Raw genomic sequence first — 25,553 nt, forward strand, 5'->3', positions numbered from 1 at the left:
GTGGCGGGCGGCGCCGCGACGAGCTGGAGCCGCCGTCGACCGGTGCGGCGGCCGAGGACGCCGAGCCCTCCTGGGTGTGGCCACCGTGGCGGCTCCCGTCGCCGGCGTCGCGTCCGAGAACGCCGACGCCGCCGCCGCGAAGGTCGACCCCCGTCGCCACCGACTCCCTCCAGGCCCTCGACGCCGGCTTCGCGGCCGCCGCCAAGGAGGCTCCGGCGTCGGACGGCCCTCGCGGCGGACCGGGACGACCCCGGCCGCGCCGAGCTGGACCGCGCCTCCCGCGTGAAGGTCCGCGAGGCCCTGCCCGAGGAGAAGGGCCCCCGAGAAGCCGGCCGAGCCGGCCGCGGTCGCGGAGGCGCCGGGCCCTGAGGTGGTCATGCCCGTCGCCGCCGGCGACTTCCGGCTGACCTCGCAGTACGGCCCGCGCTGGGGTGGCCAGCACCTGGGCGTCGACTTCGCCGCTCCGCTCGATACCCCCATCCACGCGGTGGCCGACGGCGAGGTCACGTACGTGGGCGAGGGCAAGGACGGCCGTTCCAGCATGATGATCGCCATCAAGCACAAGGTCGGCGGCAAGGTCTTCGAGAGCTGGTACGTGCACATGTACCCGGACGACCTGTACGTCTCGGCCGGCCAGAAGGTCGAGGCGGGCGACGTCATCGCCGGCGTGGGCAACAACGGCAACTCCACCGGCCCGCACCTGCACTTCGAGATCCACCCCGACGCGGGGGGCGACACGACCGAGCCGCTGTCCTGGATGAAGGGTCTCGGCGCGGTCGACGTCGCCCAGCTCTGACGCCCGACCCCGCGGCGGCGGCGCGTCGCGCCAGGCGTCCGCATCCCGGCGGCTGACGCACGGCGTTCGCGCCGGCGGGTGGCGCACCCCGCGGAGTCAGGCGACGAAGCCCGGCTCCCCCGACGCGTTCCTGACCTGGTACCCGCGTAGTCCCACTCGCGGAGGCCGCCGCCAAGGTTGTACGTCCGCCGGCCCGCGGCCGCTCACGTCGGTTGAACGCCGTCCGCCTCCGACTTCTTCCCGGACCGGCGTGACAGGGCCAGGTGCGGGGACGTGCGGCACACTCGCCGCATGCGCGAGCTCGTCGTCCTCGGCACCGCCTCCCAGGTGCCCACCCGTGCCCGGAACCACAACGGGTACTTCCTGAGCTGGGACGGCGAGGGCCTGCTCCTCGACCCCGGAGAGGGCACCCAGCGGCAGATGATCCACGCCGGCGTGGCCTCCTCCCGGGTGACCAGGATCTGCCTTACCCACGTCCACGGCGACCACTGCTTCGGCCTGCCGGGCGTGCTCTCGCGCATGGCCGTCGACGGCGTGCAGCACCGGGTGCACCTGCACTACCCGGCCTCGGGCGAGGAGACGGTACGGGCGCTCGTCGCCGTCGCGGGCGGTGGCGTGGACCTGCGGCTCCACCCGCACGGCACCGCAAGCCAGGTGGCCGACGGCCTCGACGTCGTCCCGCTGCGCCACCGCATCGAGACCTACGGCTACCGGCTTCGCGAGCCGGACGGACGCACGCTCCTCGCCGACCGTCTGGCGGCCGCCGGCCTGTCCGGCCCCGCCGTGGGTGAGCTGCAGCGGCGCGGCCGGGTCGGGTCCGTGCGGCTCGAGGACGTCAGCGTCCCGCGGCCGGGCCAGCGCTTCGCGTTCGTCATGGACACCGCCCCCTGCGCCGGCGCGGAGGAGCTCGCGGAGGGGGCCGACCTGCTGGTCACCGAGGCCACCTTCGCCGACGACGACGCCGACCTGGCAACCGCCTACCGGCACCTCACCGCCGGGCAGGCCGGGGCGCTGGCCGGCGGCGGCGGAGCCCGTCGGCTCGTCCTGACGCACTTCTCCTCGCGCTACACCGACGTCGCACCGCTCACCGGCCAGGCGCGCGCCCGGGCGGGTGACGCGGACGTGGTCGCCGCGGCCGACCTCGACCGGTTCAGGCTGCCGCGACGGCGGACGGGCGCCTCCTGAGGAGGCGCGGCAGCACCGGCGCGACGGCCAGGATCCCGCCGACGACCGCCGTCGTCCCGCCCAGGGCGAAGCCCGCGAAGTCCGCGAGCGTCACCAGCTCACCGCCGGGGCCGGCCACGGGCACGGCGAGCAACGCCACCGGGATCCAGCCCGTGGGCACGTCCCGTTGCTGCGCGAGCAGGGGAAGTACTCCTCGAGGCGGCTCTCCGCCGGAACCTGAGGATGGTCCGCAAATTCGCTGCCGAACGCTACCGCTGGGCTCTACGGTGACGGCGTGCGTCACCGCCGCCGCCCGCACGACGGCGGCCGGCGCGCACGTCCCGGGGGCACCACCAGAGCAGCCACGACGACGAGGACGCACCTCCTATGAACCCCAGCGCGACCACCACGACCCTGGCCGAACGCCTGCGACCGCAGCTCACCGGGCGGGTCATCACGCCCGGTGACGCCGACTACGACCCCCTCCGGACCACCCACTACGGCGCCCCCGACGCCCGCCCGGCGGTGATCGTCCGGGCGGCGAGCACCTCCGACGTCGTGCACGCGGTGACCGCGGCACGCGAGAGCGGCCTGGAGCTGGCCGTGCGCAGCGGGGGGCACAGCGCGGCCGGGCACAGCACCACCCAGAGCGGCATCCTCCTGGACCTCGGCGACATGAAAGACCTGGAGATCGATGCCGGGAACCGCACCGCCCTCGCCCAGCCGGGGCTGACGGCCGGCGAGTACAACACCGCCGTGGCCGAGCACGGCCTCGCCACCGGGTTCGGCGACACCACCTCCGTCGGCGTCGCGGGCATCACGCTGGGCGGCGGGGTCGGGCTGCTCACCCGGCGGTACGGCCTGACGATCGACTCGTTGCTCGCCGTCGAGATCGTCACCGCCGACGGCCGCGTGCTCGAGGCCGACGCGGAGCGCCACCCCGACCTGTTCTGGGCCGTCAGGGGCGGCGGCGGCAACTTCGGCGTCGTCACCCGCCTGACGTTCCAGCTGCACCCTGTCGACCAGGTGGTCGGCGGCCTGCTCGTGCTCCCCGCGACCGCCGGGGTGATCGAGGGGTTCGCGCGTCTCGCGGCGGCTGCGCCGGACGAGCTGACGACGATCGCCAACCTCATGCCCTACCCGCCCATGCCGTTCGTGCCCGAAGAGATCCATGGCCGCCCGGTGCTCATGGCGCAGCTCGTCCACACGGGCACCCCGGCCGTGGCGGAGCAGACGCTGGCCCCGTTCCGCGCCCTCGCGCAGCCGTACGCCGACCTGGTCCGGCCGATGCGGTACACCGAGATCTTCCAGGAGGAGGACATGGGGGCGATGCCCGAGGTCGTCGTCCGGGGAGGGCTGGTCCGCGAGCTCGACGCCCGTGGCGCGGCGACGCTCGCCGACGCCGTGGCGACGCCCGGCTCGCCGCGGATCGCGCAGCTGCGGGTGCTCGGCGGCGCCGTCGCCCGCGTCGGCGCGGACGCCACCGCGTACGCGCACCGGGACGTCCCGATGATGCTGATGCTCGTCGCGTTCTGCGAGGGCCCGGAGGACCGCGCGCGGCAGGAGGCGTGGCTCGAGGAGGCGTCCGGGCTGCTGGACACCGCCACCTACGTCAACTTCCTGGGACGCGCCGGCGCCGACGAGGTCCGGGCCGCGTACCCGGGCCGGACGTGGGACCGGCTGGTCGAGGCCAAGCGGCGCTACGACCCGGAGAACCTCTTCCGGCTCAACCACAACGTGACGCCCGGCTGATCCGACGCCCGGGCCGCCCGGCTCACCGTGCCGCCGGACGGCCGGCGTCCGCGCCGTTCTCGGCCCGGACGCAGGCCGCGGCGAGCCGTGCCCGGCCCGCGTCGTCGGGGGCGTCCGCGGGCCCGGCCAGGCCGAGCCCGGCGAGCTCGTCCACCGCGACGGCGACCGCGCACTCGAGCGCCGCGGAGGAGCTCAGGCCGGCCCCGGCGGGGACGCAGGAGTCGACGGCGAGGTCGAGCCCCGGCAGGTCGGCGGCCAGGCCGTCCGCCTCCAGCGCCCAGACGCACCCCGGCCACGTAGGCGGCCCATCCGTGCACCTCGCCGGCCGTGCCCACCGGCCCGACGGTGTCGAGGTCGACCTCGCGCGCCGGCCCTGGCTCCTGCGCGCTGACCAGACGCAGCCGGCGCGTCCCCGGCCGGACGGCGGCGGCCACGAACGTGCGGTGCGGGAGCGCCACGGGCAGGCAGAGCCCGCCGTTGTAGTCGGTGTGCTCGCCGACGACGTTGACCCTCCCGGGGGCGGCCCACACCCCGTCCGGATCGCCGCCGAACGTGCCGGCGAACAGGTGGCGGACCCGTGCGGCGCCGGTCGCGTCGTCCCAGGCGGGCAGCAGCTGCCCCGTCACGCGCCCGGCTCCTCGACGTCGTCGGCCATCACGTCGCGCCAGCGGTCGGCGACCCGTTCGGGGGTGGTGTCGGAGACCCACGCGCCCATGCCCGACTCCGAGCCGGCCAGGTACTTCAGCTTCCCCGGGGCCCGCAGCACCGAGAACAGCTGCAGGTGCAGGCGCAGGTCCTCCCGCCCCGCGCGCGCGGGGGCCTGGTGCCACCCGGCGACGTACGGCAGCTGGATCGGCTCCCCCGCCCGCGGCGAGTCCTCGGGCCAGGTGAAGAAGCGGTCGCCGGCCTGCAGGACCCGCAGGTACAGCCGCGCGAGGTCCGCCCGCTCGGGGTCCGTCAGCGCGGGCAGGTCCGGCACGTCGCGCCGGGGGGCCACGTGCACCTCGACGGGCCAGCGGGCGGCGGCGGGGACGTAGGCCACCCAGTGCTCCGACTCGGCGACGACCCTGCGCCCGGAGCGCAGCTCCGCCTCGAGCACGTCGCGCAGCAGGTTGCGGCCCGTGCGCTCGCGGTGGGCGCGGGCCTGGCGCAGCATCGTCGCCGTGCGCGGGGTGAGGTAGGGGTAGGCGTAAATCTGCCCGTGCGGGTGGTGGAGCGTCACCCCGATCTCCCGGCCCCGGTTCTCGAAGCAGAAGACCTGCTCGACGCCGTCGAGCGCGCCGAGGTGGGCGGTGCGGTCCGCCCAGGCCTCGATGACGGTCCGCATCCGGCGGGTGCCGACCCCGGCGAGGGAGCCGGACGGGTCGGGGGGAGAAGCAGATGACCTCGCAGCGCCCGGCGGCGGGCCGGGTGGGCCACAGGTCCTCGCCGTCGAGGAACGTCACCTCGTCGGGCACGCCCGGCACGGCGACGAGCGAGGGAAAGCGGTTCTCGAACACCACGACGTCGTAGTCGGTGTCGGGGATCTCGCCGTCCGAGTACGCGGCCCCGGGGCGGGCCGGGGCCAGCGGGTTGGCGTCGGCGGCGGGCAGGAACGTCCGGTTCATCCGGTGGGCCGCCATCGGGACCCACTCGCCGGTGAGGACGTCGTAGCGCATCTCCGGCGCGGTGACCGGGCGGGAGGTGCCGTCCTCGCCGACCACGTCGGCGAACCGGTCGGGCAGCGGGCGCGGGTCGTCGAGGCGGCGGGTGGCGGCGCCGGAGACGTAGGGCTCGGAGTCGTCGAAGTAGATCAGCTCGCGCCCGTCGGCGAGGCGGGTGGAGGTGCGTCGCACGGGAACGCCGGTCATCGCGCGCCGCCCTCGGTCGCCGCGACCTCGAGAAGGATGCCGTGGCGGTCGGCGGCCTCGCGCGTGGCCTCCCCGGGCTCGGCGTCGGTGACCAGGACCGCGATGTCGTGCACCGGGCAGAAGGTCCGCAGCCCCAGCACGCCCCACTTCGACGCGTCGACGACCGCGACCGGCGTGCGGGCGCTGGCCACCATCGCGGCGTTCGTGGCCGCCTCGGAGAGGTTCGGGGTCATCAGGCCGATCCCCGGGTCGAAGCCGTGCGCGCCGAGGAACGCCCACTCCACCCGCATCGTGCGCAGGGTGTCCACCGCGACGGGGCCGACGAGCGCGTCGGAGCGCGTGCGCTCACCGCCGGTGAGGAGCACGGTCGGGGCGGGCCTGGACTCCGTCCGTGCCTGCTCGGCGGCCTCGTGCAGGACCTGGGCGGCGGGCAGCGAGTTGGTGATCACGGTCAGCGTGCCCGCGTGCGGCAGCGCCGCCAGCGCGCGCGCCACCGCGAGCGTCGTCGTCCCTCCGGTCAGCGCGACGGAGTCGCCCGGACGCACGCGTGACGCCGCGAGCGAGCCGATCGCGGCCTTCTCGGCCTGGTGGTGGGACTCCTTGGTGCGGAAGTACGGCTCCTCGGCCGCGCCGGCGGGAGCCACCGCCCCGCCGTGCACCCGGTCCACCAGCCGCGGGCCACCAGGTCGGTGATGTCGCGGCGCACCGTCATCTCCGAGACGCTCAGTGCCTCGACGACCTCGGCGACGCGCACGCCACCGTGCTGCGCGACCTGACCGAGGATGTAGTCCTGCCGCTGACGCGCGAGCAGGGGGACGCCTTCGCTGACCATGCACTGAGCATGACAGCCCAAACAAAAACTAACAAGGTCGAACAGGGGCCGGCCGGACCGCCGCCGGGGCGGCCCGGGCCGGCGCCGAACCGGTGGCGGCGCGCCAGGGGCCGGGGGGCGGCGATGGCGAAGAGTCCCCCGGACCTGCGAGGATGTGCGACGTGCCGACGACGCTCCGACCCCACCCGGACCGGGACAGCTGAGCCCATGCACCTGCCGGAACGTCGCGCGGGACAGGTCCGTATCGGGGTCTCGCTGCAGATCCCGCAGCCGTACTGCACCTGGTTGCAGGCTCTGCGCGCCCGGCTGGGCGACCCGATGGCGCACGCCGTCCCGCCCCACGTCACGCTCCTGCCGCCCACGGTCGTCGAGGCCTCGCAGATCGACGCGGTCACCGAGCACCTCGCCGTCGTCGCGCGCCGCAGCAGCCCGTTCGTGATGTCCCTGCGCGGCGCCGGGACGTTCCGCCCCGTCAGCCCGGTGGTGTTCGTCAACGTCGTCCGCGGCGCGGAGGAGTGCGCGGCGCTGGAGACCCAGGTCCGCACCGGCCCGCTCGCCCAGGAGCTGCGCTTCCCGTACCACCCCCACGTCACCGTCGCCCACGAGCTCGACGACGACGCGCTCGACGCGGCGACGAAGGCGGTGGAGGGGTTCGAGGCGACGTACGCCCAGGGCAGCATGCGGCTGTACGAGCACGGCGACGACGGCGTCTGGCGCCCCGTCGCCCGGCTCGTGCTCGCCGGGCCCGGCGTGCAGGACGATCCCGCCGCCTGAGCGACGGGGGCGGGACGTCGCCGGGCCGCAGAGTACGCGCGGCGCTCGGCCGGGGACCTCGTAGGGTGTGCCCATGCCGGAGAACCAGCCCGAGCCGCTGCACGCCATCGTCCCCGCCGGCGGTGCCGGCACGCGTCTGTGGCCGCTCTCGCGCCGTGACGCACCGAAGTTCCTGCTCGACCTCACCGGCTCGGGCCGCTCCCTGCTGCAGCAGACGCACGACCGGCTCCGCCCCCTGACCGACGGCGGCGGCGTCGTGGTCGTCACCGGGGTCGCGCACGCCGCGGCGGTCCTCGAGCAGCTGCCCGACCTGGGCGAGGAGAACCTGCTCGCCGAGCCGAGCCCCCGCGACTCCATGGCGGCGATCGCGCTGGCCGCCGCGGTGGTGCGCCGGCGTCACGGCGACCGTCGTCGTCGGTTCGTTCGCCGCCGACCACGTCATCACCGACCCGGCCGCCTTCGGGCGTGCCGTGCGCGAGGCGGCGCGCGTGGCGCGCGCCGGCTACGTGGTCACCATCGGCATCGAGGCCGACCACCCCTCGACGGCCTTCGGGTACGTCCGCTCCGGCGACCCGGTCACGCTCGCGGACGGCACCGAGGCGCCCACCGCGCGCCGGGTGCGCGGCTTCACCGAGAAGCCGGACGCCGCGACCGCGGCCGAGTACCTCGCGACGGGGGAGTACCGCTGGAACGCCGGGATGTTCGTGGCGCGCGCCGACGTCCTGCTCGGCCACCTCGCCGCGCAGCGTCCCGGGCTGCGGGCCGGCATCGACGAGATCGCCGACGCGTGGGACACCCCCTCCCGCGCCGACGTGCTCGCGCGGGTGTGGCCGAAACTGGAGAAGATCGCTATCGACCACGCGATCGCCGAGCCGGTCGCCGCCGAGGGCGGCGTCGCCGTCGTGCCGGCCGCCATGGGCTGGGACGACGTGGGTGACTTCGCGAGTCTCGCCGGCCTTCTGCCCTCCGACGACGGCGGGGTGCGCGTCCTCGGGGACGCGGACCGGGTCGTGGCCGACGACGCCCGCGGCGCCCTCGTCGTGCCCCGCGCCGGCCGGACCGTGGCCGTGCTCGGGGTGCCCGACCTCGTCGTCGTCGACACCCCCGACGCGCTGCTCGTCACGACGCGCGAGCACGCCCAGCGCGTCAAGAGCGTGGTGGAGAACCTCGGGGCGGGGCGCGAGCACCTGCGCTGACCACCGCACCTCACCCCCCCGCGGCCGGGGCGCGTGGTGGCGCCGAGCAGGCGGTTCTGCGTCGGACTAGGGTCGATTCCGTGCGACCCGTTCCAGCCCCCACCGGCTCGGCCGTCGCCCGGCGCGTCACCGCCATCGTCGCCGGGCTCGAGCCGGAGCTCCTCGAGATCCGCCGACACCTGCACGCGAACCCGGAGACGGCGTGGATGGAGCACCGGACGACGGCGTACGTCGCCGACCGGCTCCGGGCCGCCGGCCTCGAGCCGCACCCGCTCGAGGGCACGGGGCTGACGGTCAACATCGGTGCCGACCCGCGCGCACGGGGCCGGCGGCGCATCGGGCTGCGCGGCGACCTCGACGCCCTGCCGGTGGCCGAGAGCTCCGGCCTGCCCTTCGCCTCCGTCCGGGAGGGGTATGCCCACGCCTGCGGTCACGACATCCACACCACGGCGCTGCTCGGCGCCGCGCTCACCCTGAAGGAGCTGGACGACTCCGGCGACCTGCCGGTCGGCGTGCGGTGCATCTTCCAGCCGGCGGAGGAGGTCATGCCCGGCGGGGCCGTCTCGGTGATCGACCAGGGCGCCCTGGACGGCGTGGACCAGATCTACGCGCTGCACTGCGACCCCAAGGTGCCGGTGGGGCAGGTCGGGTCGCGGATCGGGGCGATCACCGCGGCCTCGGACACCGTCACCATCACCGTCAGCTCCGACGGCGGGCACACGTCCCGGCCGCACCTGACGGGCGACGTCGTCTTCGCGCTGGGGCAGCTCATCACCACGCTGCCCGCCGTGCTCGGCCGCCGGATGGACCCGCGCGCCGGGGTCAACCTCACCTGGGGCGCCGTGCACGCCGGCAAGGCCGCCAACGCCATCCCGGCCAGCGGGTCGGTCACCGGCACCATCCGCTGCCTCGACGGCCGCGAGTGGCACCGGGCCGCCAAGATCGTCCAGGAGGCGGTCGACCACGTGACCGCCCCGTACGACGTCGAGGTCGAGCTCGGGTACGCGCGGGGCATCCCGCCCGTGGTCAACGAGGAGCGCGCCGTGCGCGTCGTCGACGCCGCCGTCAAGGACGTCATCGGGCCGGACGCCGTCGTGCTGACCGAGCAGTCGCTCGGCGGGGAGGACTTCGCCTGGTACCTCACCCGGGTGCCCGGCGCCCTGGTCAGGCTCGGCACGCGCACCGCGGGCGGGCCCGCCTACGACCTGCACCGCGGCGACATCGTCTTCGACGAGCGCGCCATCGGCATCGGCGCCCGGGTGCTGGTGCGCACGGCGCTGCTCGCCGGCGACGGAAGGATCGGGGAGGGCGCCAGGACGACGGCGGCGGCAGCGGCGTCGTCCTGAGCGGGGCCCGGCCGGCCGCACCGGGGCGGTTCCGGCCGGAATCCAGGACGAACGACCCGCGGGCCGTGGACGGCCGGCCACGAGCAGGGAAACATTTCGGTAACTCTTTCCGCGGACATCTCACGATGTGACTCGTGGGATTGCCGCTGCGGGCTAGTGTCGCCTCTGTCAGCCGCCGATCCAGGACCGGGCCGGCCCCCACCTGAGGTGCGGCCGCCGCCTGTCCGGGCGCCGCCGCGCCGCCGCCCCCCCGCGGTCCGGCGACATACCTTCCAAGGTCCCGCTGTCGGAGGCCTTCGGTGCCGATAGGGTTCCGGAAAGGGCACCAGTTGGTCATCGCTCGGTCAACGAAGGAGGCGGAACCATGACCCGCGAAAAGGTCGTCGTGGTCGGGGTGGACGGATCGGAGGCCAGCCTCGGTGCGGTGGACTGGGCAGTCGCCGAGGCCAGGCGCTGCGGGTGGCGCCTGCACGTCGTGTGCGCCTACGCGCTTCCCTCCTTCACCGCCGCGTCCCTGGACGGCGGGTACGCCGCGATGGACGACACCGCGATCCAGCAGGGAGCCCAGGCCGTCGTGGACGAGGCGGTGGCCCGCACCGCCGGGTCCGGCCTCGTGGTCACCTCCGCGCTCGAGACCGGTGACCCGGCCGGCGTCCTCGTCGACCTCTCCCGCGAGGCGAGCATGGTCGTCGTCGGCACCCGCGGCGGCGGCGGGTTCACCGACCGGCTGCTGGGGACCGTCTCCTCCGCGCTGCCCGCGCACGCCCACTGCCCGACCGTGGTGGTGCCGCTGAACGCCAGCCGCCAGTTCAGCCCGGTGCGGCGGATCGTGGTCGGCGTCGACGGCTCGGAGTCCGCCCGGATCGCGCTGCGCCGCGCGGTCGACGAGGCGATCCTGTGGGACGCCGAGCTCACGGCCGTCGCGGCCGTGCCGATCGCGACCGGCGCCGGTGCGATGGCGTGGCTGCCGGCCGCCGTCGACCGCGACGAGGTGCTGGCCGACGTGCGCGAGGGGCTCGGCGTGGCCGTGGAGTCCGCGGTCGCCGGACGGGACGTCCGGGTCCGCCAGCACGCCCTCGACGGCAACGCGGCCGCCCTCATGGCCGAGTTCTCCACCGCGGTCGAGCTCGTCGTCGTCGGCTCCCGGGGGCGCGGCGGCTTCGCCGGGCTGCTGCTCGGCTCGACGAGCCAGGCGGTCCTGCACCACGCCGTCTCTCCCGTGATGGTGGTCCCGGCCCGCGCCGGGGACGAGGGGCGCAGCCCGGTCGACGTGCCCTGGAACCGCTGAGAGGACGCGGAGCCGGCAGGTCAGTCGCGCAACGCCCGCGCGGCGTCCAGCCAGCCGGGGTCCAGCTCGTCGCGCGCCGCACCAGCGACGTCGAGGACCTGACGGGCGCGGTCGACGTCGCCGGTGAGCACGTCGACGACTCCGTCCCAGGCCCGCCGCAGCAGGGTGCGCGCCGACTCCGCCTGCTCGGAGACCCACGCCCGGGCGGCGTCGATCAGCGCGAACTTCTCCCGGACCTCCTGGGCCTGCGCGCGCAGGTCACCCTCCAGCGCTTCGACGAGGGACACGGTCCGCTCCGTGGCGGCCGCGGTGCCGGCCAGGTCTGCGCGGAAGCTGTCCGCGGCGACCGAGGCCCACGCCGTCGCCTCGCCGGCGCGGAGCAGCTCCTGCCCGACGGCGCGGGCGCGCGCGGCGACGTCGGCCATCTCGTCGGCCAGGGACTCCAGGCGCAGCGGGAGGTCGCGGTCGCTCACGGTGTCGGCTCCTGCGTCGCCTCGTAGGACCAGGTGGTGGCGGTCCCGGTGAAGAAGGGCTCCAGCCGGGCCCGTGCCTGCGCGACGACCGGGTCCCTCGAGGCGTCCACGAGCGCACCGGTACGGCTGTAGAGCCCCACGTCGTGGGCGCGGCCCGGACTCTGGGCGCCGTGCAGGTCGGCGGGCACCTCGGCGGAGACGTCGCGACCGACCGTCGTGACGTGGTGGCGCGGGAGGTCCGGCGCGCCGTCGAGCCGCGGGACCGGGTCCTGCTCGTGCTCGAGCGCCAGCACGTGGACCGACTCCGGCACCTCGACCCGCGAGACGGGGGAGCCGCCCACGAGCACGTGGGAGTAGCGGTAGGGCGCGGCGGGGTCGCTCGCGAGGTTGACGGCGACGATGCCGGCCTGGCTGTGCCCGGCGAGCAGCACCTCGGGAACACCTCGCTGCCCGGGCGAGATCCGGGCCGCGTCCATCGCGTCCGCGAGGGCGAGCTCCACCGCGGCGCGCATCGCCGACTCCTGACCCGAGATCTCCTGCAGGTTGGTCTTCAGGTCGGCGGGGTTCGTCGTCGACCGGGCCTTCCAGGACTCGGTGCCGGGGATCTCCACCACGAACCGGGACGCACCCTCCGGCCCGACGACGTGGGTCACGCGGACCTCCTGGCTCTCGGCGGGGCCCGACATCCTGGCGAGGTTTGCGAACACGTCGGCGACGGAGCGCGGGGCGGCCCCCTCCACCTGGCGGCGACGCGAGAGCGACACCGGCCCGTGGTGGAAGAGCCCGGCGCCGGCCCCCACCGCCAGCAGCAGTGCGGCCACCGCCTCGTAGGAGAGCGGGCGCTCCTGCAGCCCGAACAGGTCGCCGGGGCTGTTGAGCAGCGCCGGGACCCCGGCGGCCGCCGTGTCCGTGAGCCACGGCCGGTCGAAGAGCAGCTGGGCGCCGCCGCCCAGCAGCGAGGGACCGAGCGCGGCGGCGAGCTGCGCGAACCAGGTGTCGGCGTCGTCCCGGGTCACGGCCGCACGCCTGAGCCGACGGCCGCCGTCGTCAGGCCGGTGACGCCACCCGCGTCCCCGGCATCGCGACGCCCCGGGCCGCCAGGAACGCGATCGGGTCCACCGGGGTGCCGTCGATGCGGACCTCGAAGTGCAGGTGCGGCCCGGTGGAGTTGCCCGAGGACCCCACGCGGGCGATCTGCTGCCCGGCCGTCACCGTGTCCCCCACCCGCACGAGGATGCCGTTGGGCCAGGGGTGGACGTACCGCGTCTGCACCCCTCCCCCGTGGTCGACCGCCACCATGTACCCCGTGTTGCCGCCCGAGGACGGACCGGCGATGACCACGATCCCGTCCGCGGCCGCGTAGATGGGGTGCCCGTCCACGGCGGCGAGGTCGGCCCCGGCGTGCAGCGTCCGGACCCCGGTGATCGGGTGCACGCGGGACCCGAAGGCCGAGGTGTAGCGGACGTCGCCGAGGATCGGGGAGGTCCACCCCTCGGCCGTGACCGCGCCGGCGCTCAGGGCGCTGCAGGGGCTGGGCCCGGCCGCGGCCGCGATCGCCCGCAGGTCCTCCCCGGCGAGCGCGTTGACCACGGTCACCGCGTCGCGCCAGTACCTCTCGTAGTGGTACGGGTCGGCGTTGGCCTGCACCCGGTGCGCCACGATGGTCGGCGGCTGCGTGGTGCGGTCGGTGAGCGTGGCGAGCCTGCGGAAGAACATCGTCGCCGAGGCGGTGGGGTCCATGCGCTGCTCGAGCGTGCCCCAGGCGCCGTTGTCGCGCTGCTGGAACAGGCCGCGCGAGTCCGGCCCGGCCTCGTCCCCGTGGTCGAGCACCTCCAGCCCCGACTCCCCCATCGCGGTCATCACGCCGATGGTCTGGTCGCGCACCGAGAGCCCCAGGTCGGCGCCGGCGTTGATGATGGCGGCCGCGTTCGCCAGCTGCGCCCCGCTGTAGCCGTTGACCTCCCCGTCGGGCTCGCCGGCGAGCTCCACCCGCACCCCCCGGCCCGTCCACGTTGCACGTGTCGAGGCGGTCCTCGGCGTCGACGAGGACGACGAGCGTCAGCGCCCCCGCCACGACCGAGAAGAGGGTGAGGAGCAGCGCGATCACGAGGCGGTGCACGTCAGGCCTGCCCCTGCGGCGGCACGATGCGCTCGACCAGCCACGGCGTCGGCCCGTCCTGGCGGGAGAGCAGCACCTGCACGGTGCCCGCGTCGGTGCCGACGTCCACGCGCGCGAGGTACACGCTCGACTCGTCGACCACCGTCAGCTCCCCGGTCACCCTGCGCGCGACGATGGCGGAGGGCTGGAGCCACTGGTAGTCCTGCCGCGCCGCGGGGGTGAGGTAGGCCGACAGCTCGTCGAACCACCGCCCGGCCGGCAGGTCGGGCCGCGCCCACGCCCGCACGGCGTCCCCCGCCACCTCGCGCGCCTGGACCCCGGCGATCTCGAGGGCCCGCCGCTGCATGCCCCGCACGCTCTCGCGGACGGCCGGATCGACGCGTCGGACTCCCGGAAGGGCCGTCGACCCACCACGACAGATTCGCCTCGACGGCACCGTCCAGGTCCTCGACCTCGAGCGCGGCCGTCTCCGCCCGGACGACGCCCGCAGGTCGTCCGTGGCCGCCGGGATGAGGGCCCCGCCGGGCGCGCTCAGCAGCAGGGAGGCCACGAGGGCGGGCCTGCCCAGTGCCACCTCGACCGCGACGCCCGCACCGAACGAGGCGCCGACGAGGTGGCACCGGCCGACGCCGAGCTCGGCGAGAGCGTCCAGCACGTCGTCGACCGGGCGGAGCGCCGTGGCCGGGGGCGTGACGGACTCACCGAACCCGCGCAGGTCGAGGCGCGCGGCGTCGTGTCCGGCGGTGAGCGCCGCCCACTGGCCGTCCCACATGCGGCGGTCCGCGACGCCGGCGTGGAGGAGCACGACCGGCAGCTCGCCGCGGGGGCCCGCGCGGTCGTAGGCGATTCCCGTCGAGGTGAGCACGCTCAGCTCCTCACTGGCCCCGGCGACGGGGTGGCCAAGGGTGCGGGACGACGTCGTCCGCCGTCGTCGACGGACGGGAGTATGCCAGCGGTCGGTGCAGCCGCGCCGAGAAACCCGCACACCCCGAGCAGATCCCCCGACGTCCACGGCCGGGACCGGAGACACCGGACCTCCGGGAGGGGACCGCGACAGCTCGTGGCGCGCCCGGTGCCGAACCGGTTCGCGGTCAGGCCGCGGGCGTGCCGGGCGGGCTCGTCAGAACGGTGGGCACGTACTCGAGCAGCTGGAGCTGCCCGTCGAACGTGCGGCTCCCGACCAGGTCGAGCGCGACGTCGGGGTAGCCGTCGTAGATCCGCTCTCGGCCGGTCCTGCCGGTGATCACCGGAAAGACCACCAACCGGAACCGGTCCACCAGGCCCGCGGTCAGGAGCGACCGGCACAGGGCGAGGCTCCCGATCGTGCGCATCGGCCCGACTGCGCCGGTCCGCTTCATCTCCGCCACGGCCTCGACCGCGTCCTCGCGCACCAGGCGGGTGTTCGGCCACGACGGCGCCGCCCCGAGCGTCGAGGAGAAGACGATCTTGGGAGCGCGGGCCAGCCCGCCGACGCTCTCCTGCTCCGCCGTCGGCTCCTCGGCGCCCGGGGTTGCGAGCCCGGCTGCAAGGCCGGACATCACCCGGTAGGTGTTCGCGCCCATCAGGACGGTGTAGGCGGCCTCGGGCTGCGCTTCGAGCCACCCGAGATACTCCGGCCCCTCGAGCCCCCACCAGCCGGGCCAGCCTTCCGCTGACGCGTAGCCGTCGAGGGAGACGATGAAGTCCACCAGAAGTTCTGAGGACGACGTGCGGGCGTGCGTCTCGCTCATGGGTCCATCCCTCCTGTGCCACCTTGCGTGACTGTCAGTGGAGCACGTGTCAGCTGCGAATGGGGCAGGCTGGGCGGGTGAAGGAAGACGGCCGGGTTCGTGATGTTGCCGCCGCGCCGTCGCCGGCTGCAGCGACCACGGCCGGCCGGCCGTTCTGGCACCACGGGCTGCTGCTCCTCGGCTGGTCGGTCCTGCTGGTGGCCTGTGCCACGGCCGTCGGGCGGCTCATCGGGTCCCAGGTCTCGGTGACCGACCGCGACGCCGTGCTGGGGGCCGCGGGCGAGCGTTCCGGTGCGCTGACGACGGTGATGACCACGCTCACCGAGCTCGGCTCCGTCCACACCCTCGGTCCCCTGCTGGCGGTGGCGGCCGCGTGGTCCGTGATCCGCCGTCGTGGCGCCGACGACGAGGCGTTCGAGGCAGGTCCGCGGCGCAGCGCTACCGCGGAGGCTGCGGACCTGCTCGCCGACCTCGTCAGCGCCGGCGCGCGGACGCTGGTCTTCGTACGCTCGCGGTACGGGGCGGAGGTCATCGCCGAGCAGACCCGCCGCCACCTGCGCGAGGTCGACGGGGAGCTCGCCGCGCGAGTCGCGGCCTACCGCGGCGGGTACCTGCCCGAGGAGCGTCGCGAGCTGGAGCGCGCGCTCCGCTCGGGCGAGCTGCTGGCCCTGGCCACGACGAACGCCCTCGAGCTGGGCGTCGACGTCGCCGGTCTGGACGCCGTCGTCATCGCCGGCTGGCCCGGAACCCGCGTCTCGATGTGGCAGCAGGCCGGGCGGGCGGGCCGCGCCGGGTCCGACGGCGTGGCGGTGCTGGTGGCCAGCGAGGACCCGCTCGACGGGTTCGTCGTGCACCACCCGGAGGCGATCTTCGGTGCGGGCGTGGAGGCGACGACGTTCGACCCCGCCAACCCCTACGTGCTCGCGCCGCACCTGTGCGCCGCCGCGTCGGAGCTGCAGCTGACGGAGAAGGACCTGCCGCTGTTCGGGCTGCCGGACGCCGCGCTGCTGGACGAGCTTGCCCGGCGCGGGCTCCTGCGGCGCCGGCCGACCGGGTGGTTCTGGAACTTCTCGCGGCCGGAGCGGGCGCAGGACCTCACGGACCTGCGCGGGGGCGGCGACCGCCCGGTGCAGGTGGTCGAGACGGGTACGGGCACCGTTCTCGGGACCGTCGACGGCGCCCGGGCCGACTCGACCGTCCACCCCGGCGCCGTGTACCTGCACCAGGGGCGCACGTTCGTCGTCGACGCGCTGGAGGATGACGTCGCGCTGGTCCACGCCGACCAGGAGCTGGGGCACCGCACCAAGGCGCGGTCGTCCTCGTCCGTCCGGGTGCTGTCGGTGCGGGACCGGCAGGTGTGGCGCGGCGCGGACGGGACGGAGGTGGCCTGGTACTTCGGCGACGTCGAGGTCACGAGCCAGGTGACCGGCTACGACAAGCGGCGCCTGCCCGGGATGGACATCGTCGGCTCCTACCCGCTCGACATGCCCGAGCGGGTCCTGCCGACGACGGCGGTGTGGTGGACGTTGTCGGCGGAGGCGTGCGGGGCGGCCGGCGTGGGCAGCGACGTGCTGCCCGGCTCGCTGCACGCCGCGGAGCACGCCTCGATCGGGCTGCTTCCGCTCCTCGCGACGTGCGACCGCTGGGACATCGGCGGCCTCTCGACGGCGGTGCACCCGCAGACCGGCCAGCCGACGGTGTTCGTCCACGACGGCTACCCCGGCGGTGCCGGATTCGCGGAGCGCGGCTACCGGGCGGCGCTCGGGTGGGTCCGCGCCACCCGGGACGCCATCGCGTCCTGCGGCTGCGCGGACGGCTGCCCCGCGTGCGTGCAGTCCCCCAAGTGCGGCAACGGCAACTCCCCGCTCGACAAGACCGGGGCGCTGCGGCTGCTGTCGCTGCTCCTGCGGTGCGCCCCGGCGGACCCGGACTGACCCACGACCTGCTGCGCCGCCGTGCCCGCCCGGCCCCGTACTCGACGTACTCGCCCGGCGCGCCGGTGCCGGCGGCGGTGCTGCTGAGGTTGACGATGGCCCCGGGCCGGGCGTCCTCGACCCACCGCCGGGCGACGGCGCGGGCCATGGCGGTCAGTCCCAGCACGTTCGTGGCGAAGATGCGCGCGGTCTCCGCCTCGTCGCGCGCCAGGAACGGCCCGAGCGTGCCGGTCGTCCCGGCGTTGTTGACCAGGGCGTCGACCGGCCCGAGGGCGCGCGTCGCCTCGTCGAGGACGCGGCCGGCCGTGGACGGGTCGGCGACGTCGGCGCGGACGGCATGGGCCCGTCCGCCCAGCTCCTCGAGAAGTCGCGCCGCGGCGGCCCCGTCGGACCGGTAGGTCACGGTGACCGCCGCCCCGCGGGCGACGGCCAGACGTGCGACGGCCGCGCCGATGCCCCTGGTCCCGCCCGTGACGAGCACGTGTCTCACGGGCGCTCCAGCGGTCGGTAGGGCTCCTCCTGCACGGCGTGCGCCAGCGGCAGCTTCAGGGCCATGACCACCGGCAGCCAGGCGAACCCGGCGGGCGCCGTGACGGTCACGGACGCCAGCACCGCCGCGACGCACACGCACAGCGCGGCGGGACGTTGCAGGTGCAACGGCGCCCGGGAGACGGCGGCGACGGCCGCGAGGAACGCCGCGTACCAGGCCGGGCCCCACCACACGCCGGCGCCGGGGAAGAGAAGGCCGACGACGATCGGCTGGACGTGCGCGGCGGCGAACAGCGTCGGGCGCCGGGCCAGACGCCCGACGAACGAGGCGTCCGGGTGCGGCCGGGGGGCATGGTGGTCCCGCTTGGCCGGGTTGAGGCCGTTGGCCACCACGCCGCCCAGCAGGTCGAAGGCGATGACCGCGGCGACCACGTACTGCCAGACGGCCCACGTCCCGAACGAGACGTGGCCGTGGACGAGCACGACAGCCGTCCCGACGACGGCCGTGCCGAGCACGAGCGCCTTCTCCTCCGGCCGGGCACCCGCGCCGAAGAGCGCGTGGGGCGGCGCGTCCGGGAGGGTCCAGTCAACGTGGGCCGGCGCCGGGGGCCGCATCGCTCGCCTCCTTCCGGGATCGCGGGCCGCCGGTGCGCCCGGTCGAGCGGGTGCGCTCCGCCGGCCCGAAGACGACGAGGACGGTGAGGTCCTCGGTGATCTCGACGAAGCGGTGCTCCTCCCCCGCAGGGACGAACAGCACGCTGCCCGCGCGGACGTCCGCCGTGCGGTCGGGCGTCCAGAGCCGGCCGGCGCCGCGGAGGACCACGTAGATCTCGTCCTCGGTGTGCGGCTGCTGCGGATCCGCCGATCCTGCCGGGATGCTGTAGGTCCCGAGGCTGAGATCGGCGACGCGGAGGTTCTCCTCGTAGCTCGGCTCGCCGGAGGAACGGTCCAGGCCCGCCTCGTGCAGCTCGATCAATTCCGGCCTCCCGTGGTCGGTGGGTTCGATCCCGATCCGCGCCGACCGGAACGGTGCCGATGGTGGCACGCGCCCGGGGCGGTCGTGAAGCACGCCCGCGTGTCGCGCGCACGATCGTTCAAGACCTGCGCCGGCCGGTGGCGTTAGAACCGGGTCAGAGAGTCGGACGAGACGGTGAGGCAGGAATGGAACTGGGTACTACCCGCCTCGGATTCATCGGGCTGGGACTCATGGGGCAGCCCATGGCGCTGAACCTCCTCCGGGCCGGAGCCAGGCTGACCGTGTGGAACCGCACCGCCGGGCGCTGCGTCCCCGTCCTCGCCGCGGGAGCGCACGGGGCGGCGGACCCCGCCGCGGTCCTCGCCGCGTCGGACGCCGTCATCCTCATGCTTGCCGACGAGACCGCGGTCGACGACGTCCTCGCGCGGGGCACGCCCGGGTTCGCGCGCCGCGTGGCCGGAAAGCTCCTGATCCACATGGGAACCGTCACGCCGGCCTACTCCCGCGGGCTCGAGGCGGAGATCGTCGAGGCCGGCGGCCACTACGTCGAGGCGCCGGTCTCCGGCTCGCGCGGCCCCGCGCAGACCGGCGACCTCGTGGTGATGCTCGCCGGCACGGACGTCGACGCGGTCGCCGAGCTGGTCCGGCCCGTGTGCCGGGAGGTCGTGCGCTGCGGACCGGTGCCGGGCGCGCTGCTGATGAAGCTCGCGGTCAACCACTTCCTCATCACCATGGTGACCGGGCTGGCGGAGGCTTTCGCCGCCGCCGAGCAGCACGGCCTCGACACCGCGCTGCTGGCGGGCATCATCGAGGCGGGCCCCATGGCGTCCCGGGTCTCGCGCGCCAAGGCGCGCAAGCTGGTGGAGGCCGACTTCGCCGTCGAGGCCCCCATCGCCGACGTCGCCCGGAACGCCCGCCTCATCGTGGAGGCGGCCGGCGAGCAGGGCATCGACTTCCCGCTCATCTCCGCGTGCCTGGCGCTCTACGACACCGCGCTCCGCCGCGGCGACGGTGGCCTCGACATGGCCGCCGTGGTGCCCGGGGCCGGGCGGCGTTGAGCGCCGCCCACGCTGCCACGGCCCCTCCGGACACATGCCCGCCCCCGGCTGCCGGGTCAGCGGTCGTGACCGCCCGCCCCGCCGGGAGTACCGTCCACGGTCATGACCGGGTTGCCCGTCGCACCGTTCCGGCTGCCGGCCGCGCCGGACCACTCCGACGGCACCACACTGCGGTACGGGGCCGGGGCGCCCGGCATCGAGCGTCTCGAGGCCTCGCTCCGGGGCACCGCCTTCGCCACCCACAGCCACGACACCTACGCCGTCGGGGTGACCCTCGCCGGGGTCCAGACCTTCGCCTACCGCGGCGACCACCAGGTCGGACTGCCGGGCGAGGGGCACATCCTTCACCCGGACGAGGCGCACGACGGCGTCCCGGGCACGGAGGACGGGTTCGGGTACCGGATCGTCTACCTCAGCCCGCACCTGGTGCAGCAGGCGCTCGGCGGTCGGCCCCTCCCCTTCGTCGACGACCCGATCGTGCCTGCCCGGCGGATGCCCGCGGAGCTGCTGGACTGGATCACGCGCATGGACGAACCGCTGTCCGACGTCGAGGCCGTCGAGCTCACCGTGACACTCACCGACCTCTTGCGTGCGCTGTCGGCACCGCGCCGTCCACGCCGGCGTCCCCTGCCCCTGGCCCAGCTGGCACGGGTGCGTGACCTGATCGCCGACGACCCGATCGTCCGCCACCCCGCGGCCGCCCTCGAGGCCGTCTCGGGCCTGGACCGGTGGACCGTCGCGCGAGACTTCCGAGCAGCCTTCGGCACCAGCCCCACCCGCTTCCGCACCACCCGCCAGCTCGACACCGCCCGCGCCCTCATCGCCGCCGGCACCCCGCTGGGCGAGACCGCCGCACGGACCGGGTTCGCGGACCAGAGCCACCTCACCCGCCTGTTCACCCGCACGTACGGGCTGCCTCCCGGCCGCTGGGCGGCGTCCACCACCACCTCCTCACCACACGCGCGCCCGTAGCGGGGACGTGACGAGGACGTCGGCACCGTCACGACGAACGCGGCCGGCCTCGGGCCCGACGACGGTCCGTCACATCGGGGGCGCGGGCGGTGTCCAAGTCGGTGACCGAACCGAGCAGGGCGGCGCCGCACGGCCCGCCCTCGGAGCCGAGGAGCCTGCCGTGTCCACCGTCTATGTCGTCGTCACCGTCTTCGCTGCCCTGTGGGTCGGCTTCTCCGCCGTCTCCCTCCTCCGCGGTGCGAGCTGGGTGACGGACTCGCTCACCGACTACGGCGTGCCCCGTGGCTGGTGGCGGTGGCTGGGCGCCGCGAAGGCCGCCGGGGCGCTCGGCCTGCTGATCGGCCTGGTCGTGCCCGCCGTCGGCGTCGCGGCGGCGGCCGGGCTGGTCCTGTACTTCACCGGCGCCGTGATCACCGTGGTGCGCGCCCGCGCGTACTCGCACGTCCCGTACCCGCTGCTGTACCTGGCGCCCGTCGTCGGGTCGCTGGCGGTCGGCGCGGCGTCCTGAGAGCGTGGGCCGATGGACGAGCTGTCCGCACGCTTCGAGGAGAACCGCCCGCACCTGCGGGCCGTCGCGTACCGCATGCTCGGCTCGGCCAGCGAGGCCGACGACGCCGTCCAGGACGCCTGGCTGCGGGTCAGCCGGGCGGACACCGAGTCCGTCGAGGACCTGCGCGCCTGGCTGACCACGGTGGTCGCGCGCATCTGCCTGAACATGCTCCGCTCGCGACGCGCCGGCGCGAGGACCCGCTCGAGGTCGCCGCCGCCGACCGGCTGACCGCGGACGACGCCGGCCCGGAGAGCCAGGCGGTGCTCGCCGACTCGGTCGGGCTCGCCCTGCTCGTCGTGCTCGACACCCTCACGCCCGCCGAGCGGCTCGCCTTCGTGCTCCACGACATGTTCGACCTGCCCTTCGAGGAGATCGGCCCGATCGTGGGCCGCTCCCCCGCGGCGGCGCGCCAGCTCGCCAGCCGCGCCCGCCGGCGCGTCCGCGGGTCCCAGCCGCCCGAGGGCGACCGTCGCCCGACGCCGCAGGATCGTCGACGCCTACGCGTCGTCTGTCTCGTCGTGCTCGCGTCGTGCTGTCTCGTCTGCTGGGGGCCAGTCGGTGATTCTCCGACCCGAACCCGCCCGGGCGCGCCCGGGCTCCGTTCCCACCCTCACACCTGGAGATCCACGTGACCTCACTCCGACCCGTCGCGGCCGCCGCGACGGCCGCCGCGCTGCTCGCCCTGACGGCCTGCGGCTCCGGCGGCACAGCCGACGAGACCGCCACCACGGGGGCCGGCGGCGGTGACTTCAGCCCCGTCACGATCGAGCACGCGTTCGGCTCGACCGAGATCACCGAGAAGCCGGAGGACGTCGTCACGCTCGGCTGGGGCAGCACGGAGGCGGCCCTCGCCCTCGGCGTCGTCCCGGCCGGTATAGAGGCGCAGACCTACGCCGCGGACGAGAAAGGTCAGCTGCCGTGGGTCGCCGAGGCCCTGCAGGAGGCCGGCGCCGAGCCCACGATGATCCCCGCCAGCGTCGAGGAGCCGGCGTACGAGGAGATCGGTGCCCTCGCCCCCGACCTCATCCTCGCGCCGTACTCCGGCATCACCGCCGAGCAGTACGACGTGCTCTCCGAGATCGCGCCCACCGTCGCCTACCCCGAGGAACCGTGGACGACGCCGTGGCGCGAGGTGATCACGACCGTCGGAACCGCGCTGGGCGAGGCGAGCGCCGCCGACGACCTCGTCGCGCAGCTCGACACCCGGATCGGCGACGCGGCCGCGGCGCACCCCGAGCTCGAGGGAAGGACGGTGGCCGCCGTCTGGGACGTCGGCGGAACGTTCTACGTCTACAAGCCCGAGGACTCGCGGGTCGACTTCCTGCTCGACCTCGGTCTCGAGAGCGCTCCTGCGGTGGACGAGCTCGCGACCGACGAGGAGAGCTTCGTGTACTCGCTCAGCTACGAGGAGACCGACCGCCTCGAGTCCGACATCCTGGTCAACTACGCCAGCACGGACGAGGAGGTCGAGACCTTCCTCGGGCAGTCCTACGCGCAGGCCATTCCCGCCGTCCAGGCGGGGGCGGTAGCGAACATCACGGGCGACGAGCTCGTGGCGGCCATGTCCCCGCCGACGGCGCTGTCCGTCGAGTGGGGGCTCGACCAGTACGTCACGGCGATCGCCGAGGCCGCCGCGTCGGCGGAGTGACCCCCGCGCGGTGCGGGCCGTCCGGCCCGCACCGGGGCCGCGGCATCACCGGCACCGTCGGGCACACGCAGCCGCGCCGGATCGCCGCGCGCACGGTCGCGGAGCGCATCGCCGAGGAGCTCGGCGTGGAGCTGGGCGGCGCCGTCGGCTACCAGGTCCGGTTCACCGACCAGGTCTCCGCCACCACGCTCGTCAAGCTCATGACCGACGGCATCCTGCTCGCCGAGATCCAGCAGGACCCGCTGCTGCGCCGCTACGACACTCTCATCATCGACGAGGCCCACGAGCGCAGCCTCAACATCGACTTCCTGCTCGGCTACCTCGCCCAGCTCCTCCCGCGGCGCCCGACCTCAGGCTGGTCATCACCTCCGCCACGATCGACTCCGAGCGCTTCGCCGCCCACTTCGGCGAGCACGAGGGCGGTCGGCCCGACGGCGAGCTGCTCCGGCCGGCACCGGTGGTGGAGGTCTCCGGACGCACCTACCCGGTCGAGATCCGCTACCGGCCTCGTCCCCGACGCGGACGAGGGGGGACGACGACACCGCCGGGGACGGTGACGACGAGAACGCCGCAGGTGGCGGTCCGGTGCGCGAGACGGACCGCGCCCGGGCGCGACCGGGCGCCACGCTCGCCCAGGCGGTGGACCCGGCCGGGCTCCGGGCGAGACGCGCGGCAGTCCGGCCCGATCTCAGGGGCGGAACGGGGGTTGTCCCCGATGTGCGCGCCGACATGCCGGGGCACCGTTGAACCACACGATTCCCGACCCGTGAGGATGACCATGAACGTGCACGACTCGCTCCGCTCGCAGGGCCTCGTCCGCCCGAGGAACGACCGCCTCCTCGGCGGTGTGTGCGCCGGGCTCGGCCGACGGTTCGGCCTGGACCCGTGGGTGGCCCGGGTGCTGTTCCTCGTGCTGCTGTTCGTGCTGCCCGGCAGCCCGCTCGTCGTCTACCCGCTCCTGTGGATCCTCATGCCCAACGAGTGACGGCGGATCCTCCCCGCATTTTCAATCTATAGCGGCCGCGGGGGCTTGTGGCAAGGCCCCCGGGGAGCCGGAGAATCGCTGGTCCAAGGCCGCTGTCCCGCCCGGAGGCGGCGCCCTCCCGAGGGATCGGACCGACGTGAACCCCCTTGCCACCAGTGCCGCCAGTGCCGCCAGCGTCTTCCAGCTTCCCCCCCAGCCTCGCCGCCAAGGCCGCCCCCGGCGTTGATCGCGGCCGACGAGCAGCATCTCGCCGCAGTCGTGGAGAGCCTCGAGCGGTCGGCCGCCGATCTGACCGACCGCCTCGCCGCCGCGCGCCGCGCGCCCGGCGGAACCGGCCAGGAGGCGATGGACCGTGACCTCGAGGTGCACCGGCTGACGGCCCGCCTGCGCGTGCTGCGCCGGTTCGGGGCGGACCTGTGCCTCGGCCGCATGGTCCGGGCGGACGGCGCTGACGAGCCCGTGTACGTGGGGCGGGCCGGCCTCACGGACGCCGCCGGCCGCCGGTTGCTGGTCGACTGGCGGTCACCGGCCGCCGAGCCGTTCTTCGGCGCGACCCGCGCCAGGACCATGGGGCTCACGAGCCGCCGCCGGTACCGCTGGACGCGCGGACGGATCATCGACTACTGGGACGAGGTGCTCGTCGCGGACGGGCTCGCCGGCCGCGCCGCGCCCGACGACGAGTCCGCGTTCATCGCCAGCCTCGGTGCCAGCCGCTCGTCGCGGATGCGGGACGTCCTCGGCACGATCCAGGCGGACCAGGACGCGATCGTCCGCGCGGGTGCCCGCGGGGCGCTGGTCGTCGACGGCGGTCCGGGCACCGGCAAGACCGTCGTCGCCCTGCACCGCTCGGCCTACCTGCTCTACTCCGAGCCCCGCCTCGCCAGCCACGGCGGCGTGCTGGTGGTCGGTCCGCACCAGCCCTACCTGGTCTATGTCGCGGACGTGCTGCCCGGCCTCGGCGAGGAGGGTGTGCGGACCTGCACCCTGAGGGATCTCGTCCCCGAGGGGACTGCGGCGGCGACCGAGGCCGACCCGGAGGTGGCCCGCCTGAAGTCGTCCGCGCAGATGGTGGAGGCCGTCGAGCCGGCCGTCCGTCTGTACGAGGAACCGCCCGCCGAGGGGATGCCGGTCGAGACCGACTGGTTCGACCTCTGGCTCGGCCCGAGGGACTGGGCCGAGGCGTTCGCGGCGCCCGACCCCGGCACGCCCCACAACGAGGCCAGGGAGGAGATCTGGGACGCGCTCGTCGACATCCTCGTCGAGAAGTGCGACGAGGAGGACGTCCCGCCGGCCCTGCTCCGCCGCGCCCTGGGGCAGCACGGGGGCCTGCTCCGCGCGTTCGACCGGGCCTGGCCGATCCTCGACCCCGCCGACGTCGTCGCCGACCTGTGGGACGTGCCCGCCTACCTGTGCAGGTGCGCGCCGTGGCTGAGCCCCGACGAGGCCAGGCGGCTGCGGCGACCCGACCCGTACGCCTGGACGGTGCCCGACCTGCCGCTCCTGGACGCCGGGGGGCGACGGCGAGAGCCGGCGAGAGCCGCGTCCGCCGTCGGCAAATCCGGTCGAGCCGGACGGCGCCGCTGGCATAGGCTTGAGGGCCGGCTCCGCAGGACGGGGCCGG

25 protein-coding genes and 6 pseudogenes are annotated in these 25,553 nt (G+C 75.2%); 16 read left to right on the forward strand and 15 right to left on the reverse strand.

Annotated features, from left to right (window positions below; genetic code table 11):
• Positions 1–376: 376 nt before the first annotated feature.
• Together DA06_RS17285 and DA06_RS17290 are read left to right on the forward strand one after the other, a co-directional pair.
• Positions 377–796 (forward strand): M23 family metallopeptidase, encoded by a 420-nt coding sequence (locus DA06_RS17285; RefSeq protein ID WP_418605561.1) that lies wholly within the window; start codon positions 377–379, stop codon positions 794–796.
• A gap of 291 nt (positions 797–1,087) precedes the next feature.
• Positions 1,088–1,981, forward strand: a complete 894-nt coding sequence (locus tag DA06_RS17290; protein ID WP_043502383.1) for a ribonuclease Z — start codon at positions 1,088–1,090, stop codon at positions 1,979–1,981.
• On the opposite strand, the gene DA06_RS17295 is transcribed toward DA06_RS17290, so the two are convergent.
• Positions 1,947–2,141 (reverse strand): hypothetical protein, encoded by a 195-nt coding sequence (locus tag DA06_RS17295; protein WP_043502385.1) that lies wholly within the window; start codon positions 2,139–2,141, stop codon positions 1,947–1,949. The genes DA06_RS17290 and DA06_RS17295 overlap by 35 nt on opposite strands.
• Before the next feature lie 206 nt (positions 2,142–2,347).
• Between DA06_RS17295 and DA06_RS17300 the strand changes: the two genes are divergently transcribed.
• The gene (locus DA06_RS17300; RefSeq protein WP_043502387.1) at positions 2,348–3,712 is read left to right on the forward strand and encodes an FAD-binding oxidoreductase; all 1,365 of its coding nucleotides are present in this window, start codon (positions 2,348–2,350) and stop codon (positions 3,710–3,712) included.
• A gap of 22 nt (positions 3,713–3,734) precedes the next feature.
• Here the strand turns inward: DA06_RS17300 and DA06_RS17305 are convergent, their stop codons facing one another.
• From DA06_RS17305 to DA06_RS17325, 5 genes and pseudogenes are all read right to left on the reverse strand, one after another.
• Positions 3,735–4,253, reverse strand: a complete 519-nt coding sequence (locus tag DA06_RS17305; protein WP_418608075.1) for a hypothetical protein — start codon at positions 4,251–4,253, stop codon at positions 3,735–3,737.
• A pseudogene (locus DA06_RS17310) lies at positions 4,195–4,419 on the reverse strand (galactokinase family protein); the annotation flags it as partial. The gene DA06_RS17305 and the pseudogene DA06_RS17310, both read right to left, overlap by 59 nt.
• Positions 4,335–5,562: pseudogene (gene galT / locus DA06_RS17315) on the reverse strand (galactose-1-phosphate uridylyltransferase). The pseudogenes galT and DA06_RS17310, both read right to left, overlap by 85 nt.
• On the reverse strand, positions 5,559–6,230 hold the full coding sequence (locus DA06_RS17320) for a DeoR/GlpR family DNA-binding transcription regulator (RefSeq protein ID WP_418605562.1): 672 nt from the start codon (positions 6,228–6,230) through the stop codon (positions 5,559–5,561). Before DA06_RS17320 ends, galT begins: the two are co-directional and overlap by 4 nt.
• A 62-nt stretch (positions 6,231–6,292) precedes the next feature.
• Positions 6,293–6,394 (reverse strand): annotated as a pseudogene (locus DA06_RS17325) (hypothetical protein); the annotation flags it as partial.
• Positions 6,395–6,601: 207 nt separating this feature from the next.
• Between DA06_RS17325 and DA06_RS17330 the strand changes: the two are divergent.
• The 4 genes and pseudogenes from DA06_RS17330 to DA06_RS17345 all read left to right on the forward strand — a co-directional run bounded on the left by DA06_RS17330 (position 6,602) and on the right by DA06_RS17345 (position 10,998).
• Positions 6,602–7,168 carry a 2'-5' RNA ligase family protein gene (locus DA06_RS17330; protein WP_043502389.1) on the forward strand — a complete coding sequence of 189 codons (567 nt, stop codon included), beginning with the start codon at positions 6,602–6,604 and terminating at the stop codon, positions 7,166–7,168.
• Between the two features lie 73 nt (positions 7,169–7,241).
• A pseudogene (locus DA06_RS17335) lies at positions 7,242–8,364 on the forward strand (mannose-1-phosphate guanylyltransferase).
• An 80-nt stretch (positions 8,365–8,444) separates the two neighbouring features.
• Positions 8,445–9,710 carry a M20 family metallopeptidase gene (locus DA06_RS17340; protein WP_052436907.1) on the forward strand — a complete coding sequence of 422 codons (1,266 nt, stop codon included), beginning with the start codon at positions 8,445–8,447 and terminating at the stop codon, positions 9,708–9,710.
• 364 nt (positions 9,711–10,074) lie between these two features.
• Positions 10,075–10,998 (forward strand): universal stress protein, encoded by a 924-nt coding sequence (locus tag DA06_RS17345; RefSeq protein WP_043502396.1) that lies wholly within the window; start codon positions 10,075–10,077, stop codon positions 10,996–10,998.
• A gap of 20 nt (positions 10,999–11,018) precedes the next feature.
• Here DA06_RS17345 and DA06_RS17350 read toward each other — a convergent pair whose 3' ends face one another.
• From DA06_RS17350 to DA06_RS17370, 5 genes are all read right to left on the reverse strand, one after another.
• Positions 11,019–11,471 carry a hypothetical protein gene (locus tag DA06_RS17350; protein WP_043502398.1) on the reverse strand — a complete coding sequence of 151 codons (453 nt, stop codon included), beginning with the start codon at positions 11,469–11,471 and terminating at the stop codon, positions 11,019–11,021.
• A complete protein-coding gene (locus DA06_RS17355; protein ID WP_418605564.1) occupies positions 11,468–12,487 on the reverse strand; it encodes a hypothetical protein in 1,020 nt (339 codons plus the stop codon). The genes DA06_RS17350 and DA06_RS17355 overlap by 4 nt, the downstream gene beginning before the upstream one ends.
• Positions 12,488–12,518: 31 nt before the next feature.
• Positions 12,519–13,466 carry a M23 family metallopeptidase gene (locus DA06_RS17360; RefSeq protein ID WP_052436908.1) on the reverse strand — a complete coding sequence of 316 codons (948 nt, stop codon included), beginning with the start codon at positions 13,464–13,466 and terminating at the stop codon, positions 12,519–12,521.
• A gap of 125 nt (positions 13,467–13,591) precedes the next feature.
• Positions 13,592–14,455 carry an alpha/beta fold hydrolase gene (locus DA06_RS17365; protein ID WP_418605566.1) on the reverse strand — a complete coding sequence of 288 codons (864 nt, stop codon included), beginning with the start codon at positions 14,453–14,455 and terminating at the stop codon, positions 13,592–13,594.
• Between the two features lie 226 nt (positions 14,456–14,681).
• The gene (locus DA06_RS17370; protein WP_043502412.1) at positions 14,682–15,320 is read right to left on the reverse strand and encodes a dihydrofolate reductase family protein; all 639 of its coding nucleotides are present in this window, start codon (positions 15,318–15,320) and stop codon (positions 14,682–14,684) included.
• A 77-nt stretch (positions 15,321–15,397) separates the two neighbouring features.
• Here DA06_RS17370 and DA06_RS17375 point away from each other — a divergent pair, with 77 nt between their 5' ends.
• A complete protein-coding gene (locus tag DA06_RS17375) occupies positions 15,398–17,254 on the forward strand; it encodes a DEAD/DEAH box helicase (RefSeq protein ID WP_418605568.1) in 1,857 nt (618 codons plus the stop codon).
• A gap of 88 nt (positions 17,255–17,342) precedes the next feature.
• On the opposite strand, the pseudogene DA06_RS17380 reads toward DA06_RS17375, so the two are convergent.
• The 3 genes and pseudogenes from DA06_RS17380 to DA06_RS17390 all read right to left on the reverse strand — a co-directional run.
• Positions 17,343–17,744 (reverse strand): annotated as a pseudogene (locus DA06_RS17380) (SDR family NAD(P)-dependent oxidoreductase); the annotation flags it as partial.
• On the reverse strand, positions 17,741–18,358 hold the full coding sequence (locus DA06_RS17385; protein WP_043502423.1) for a hypothetical protein: 618 nt from the start codon (positions 18,356–18,358) through the stop codon (positions 17,741–17,743). The pseudogene DA06_RS17380 and the gene DA06_RS17385, both read right to left, overlap by 4 nt.
• Positions 18,330–18,719: a cupin domain-containing protein gene (locus DA06_RS17390; RefSeq protein WP_418605570.1), complete on the reverse strand. Its 390-nt coding sequence runs from the start codon at positions 18,717–18,719 to the stop codon at positions 18,330–18,332. The genes DA06_RS17385 and DA06_RS17390 overlap by 29 nt, the downstream gene beginning before the upstream one ends.
• Positions 18,720–18,904: 185 nt before the next feature.
• Here DA06_RS17390 and DA06_RS17395 point away from each other — a divergent pair, with 185 nt between their 5' ends.
• The 8 genes and pseudogenes from DA06_RS17395 (at position 18,905) to DA06_RS17430 (ending at position 23,932) form a co-directional block, all read left to right on the forward strand.
• On the forward strand, positions 18,905–19,777 hold the full coding sequence (locus tag DA06_RS17395) for an NAD(P)-dependent oxidoreductase (protein WP_043502425.1): 873 nt from the start codon (positions 18,905–18,907) through the stop codon (positions 19,775–19,777).
• 102 nt (positions 19,778–19,879) lie between these two features.
• Positions 19,880–20,749, forward strand: coding sequence for an AraC family transcriptional regulator (locus DA06_RS17400; protein ID WP_418605571.1), 870 nt, complete (start codon positions 19,880–19,882; stop codon positions 20,747–20,749).
• A 160-nt stretch (positions 20,750–20,909) separates the two neighbouring features.
• Positions 20,910–21,257, forward strand: coding sequence for a DoxX family protein (locus DA06_RS17405; protein WP_043502428.1), 348 nt, complete (start codon positions 20,910–20,912; stop codon positions 21,255–21,257).
• 12 nt (positions 21,258–21,269) lie between these two features.
• Positions 21,270–21,527, forward strand: coding sequence for a sigma factor (locus tag DA06_RS17410; protein WP_418605572.1), 258 nt, complete (start codon positions 21,270–21,272; stop codon positions 21,525–21,527).
• 32 nt (positions 21,528–21,559) lie between these two features.
• Positions 21,560–21,931, forward strand: coding sequence for a sigma factor-like helix-turn-helix DNA-binding protein (locus tag DA06_RS17415; protein WP_418605573.1), 372 nt, complete (start codon positions 21,560–21,562; stop codon positions 21,929–21,931).
• Positions 21,928–22,947 carry an iron-siderophore ABC transporter substrate-binding protein gene (locus DA06_RS17420; protein ID WP_043502437.1) on the forward strand — a complete coding sequence of 340 codons (1,020 nt, stop codon included), beginning with the start codon at positions 21,928–21,930 and terminating at the stop codon, positions 22,945–22,947. The genes DA06_RS17415 and DA06_RS17420 overlap by 4 nt, the downstream gene beginning before the upstream one ends.
• Positions 22,948–22,982: 35 nt before the next feature.
• Positions 22,983–23,455 (forward strand): annotated as a pseudogene (locus DA06_RS17425) (ATP-dependent helicase); the annotation flags it as partial.
• A 270-nt stretch (positions 23,456–23,725) separates the two neighbouring features.
• Positions 23,726–23,932, forward strand: coding sequence for a PspC domain-containing protein (locus DA06_RS17430; protein ID WP_043502447.1), 207 nt, complete (start codon positions 23,726–23,728; stop codon positions 23,930–23,932).
• 522 nt (positions 23,933–24,454) lie between these two features.
• Here the strand turns inward: DA06_RS17430 and DA06_RS17435 are convergent.
• The gene (locus tag DA06_RS17435; RefSeq protein WP_418605574.1) at positions 24,455–25,252 is read right to left on the reverse strand and encodes a hypothetical protein; all 798 of its coding nucleotides are present in this window, start codon (positions 25,250–25,252) and stop codon (positions 24,455–24,457) included.
• Positions 25,253–25,553 lie beyond the last annotated feature (301 nt).

This window comes from Georgenia sp. SUBG003 (assembly GCF_000715355.2).
Lineage (GTDB): Bacteria > Actinomycetota > Actinomycetes > Actinomycetales > Actinomycetaceae > Georgenia.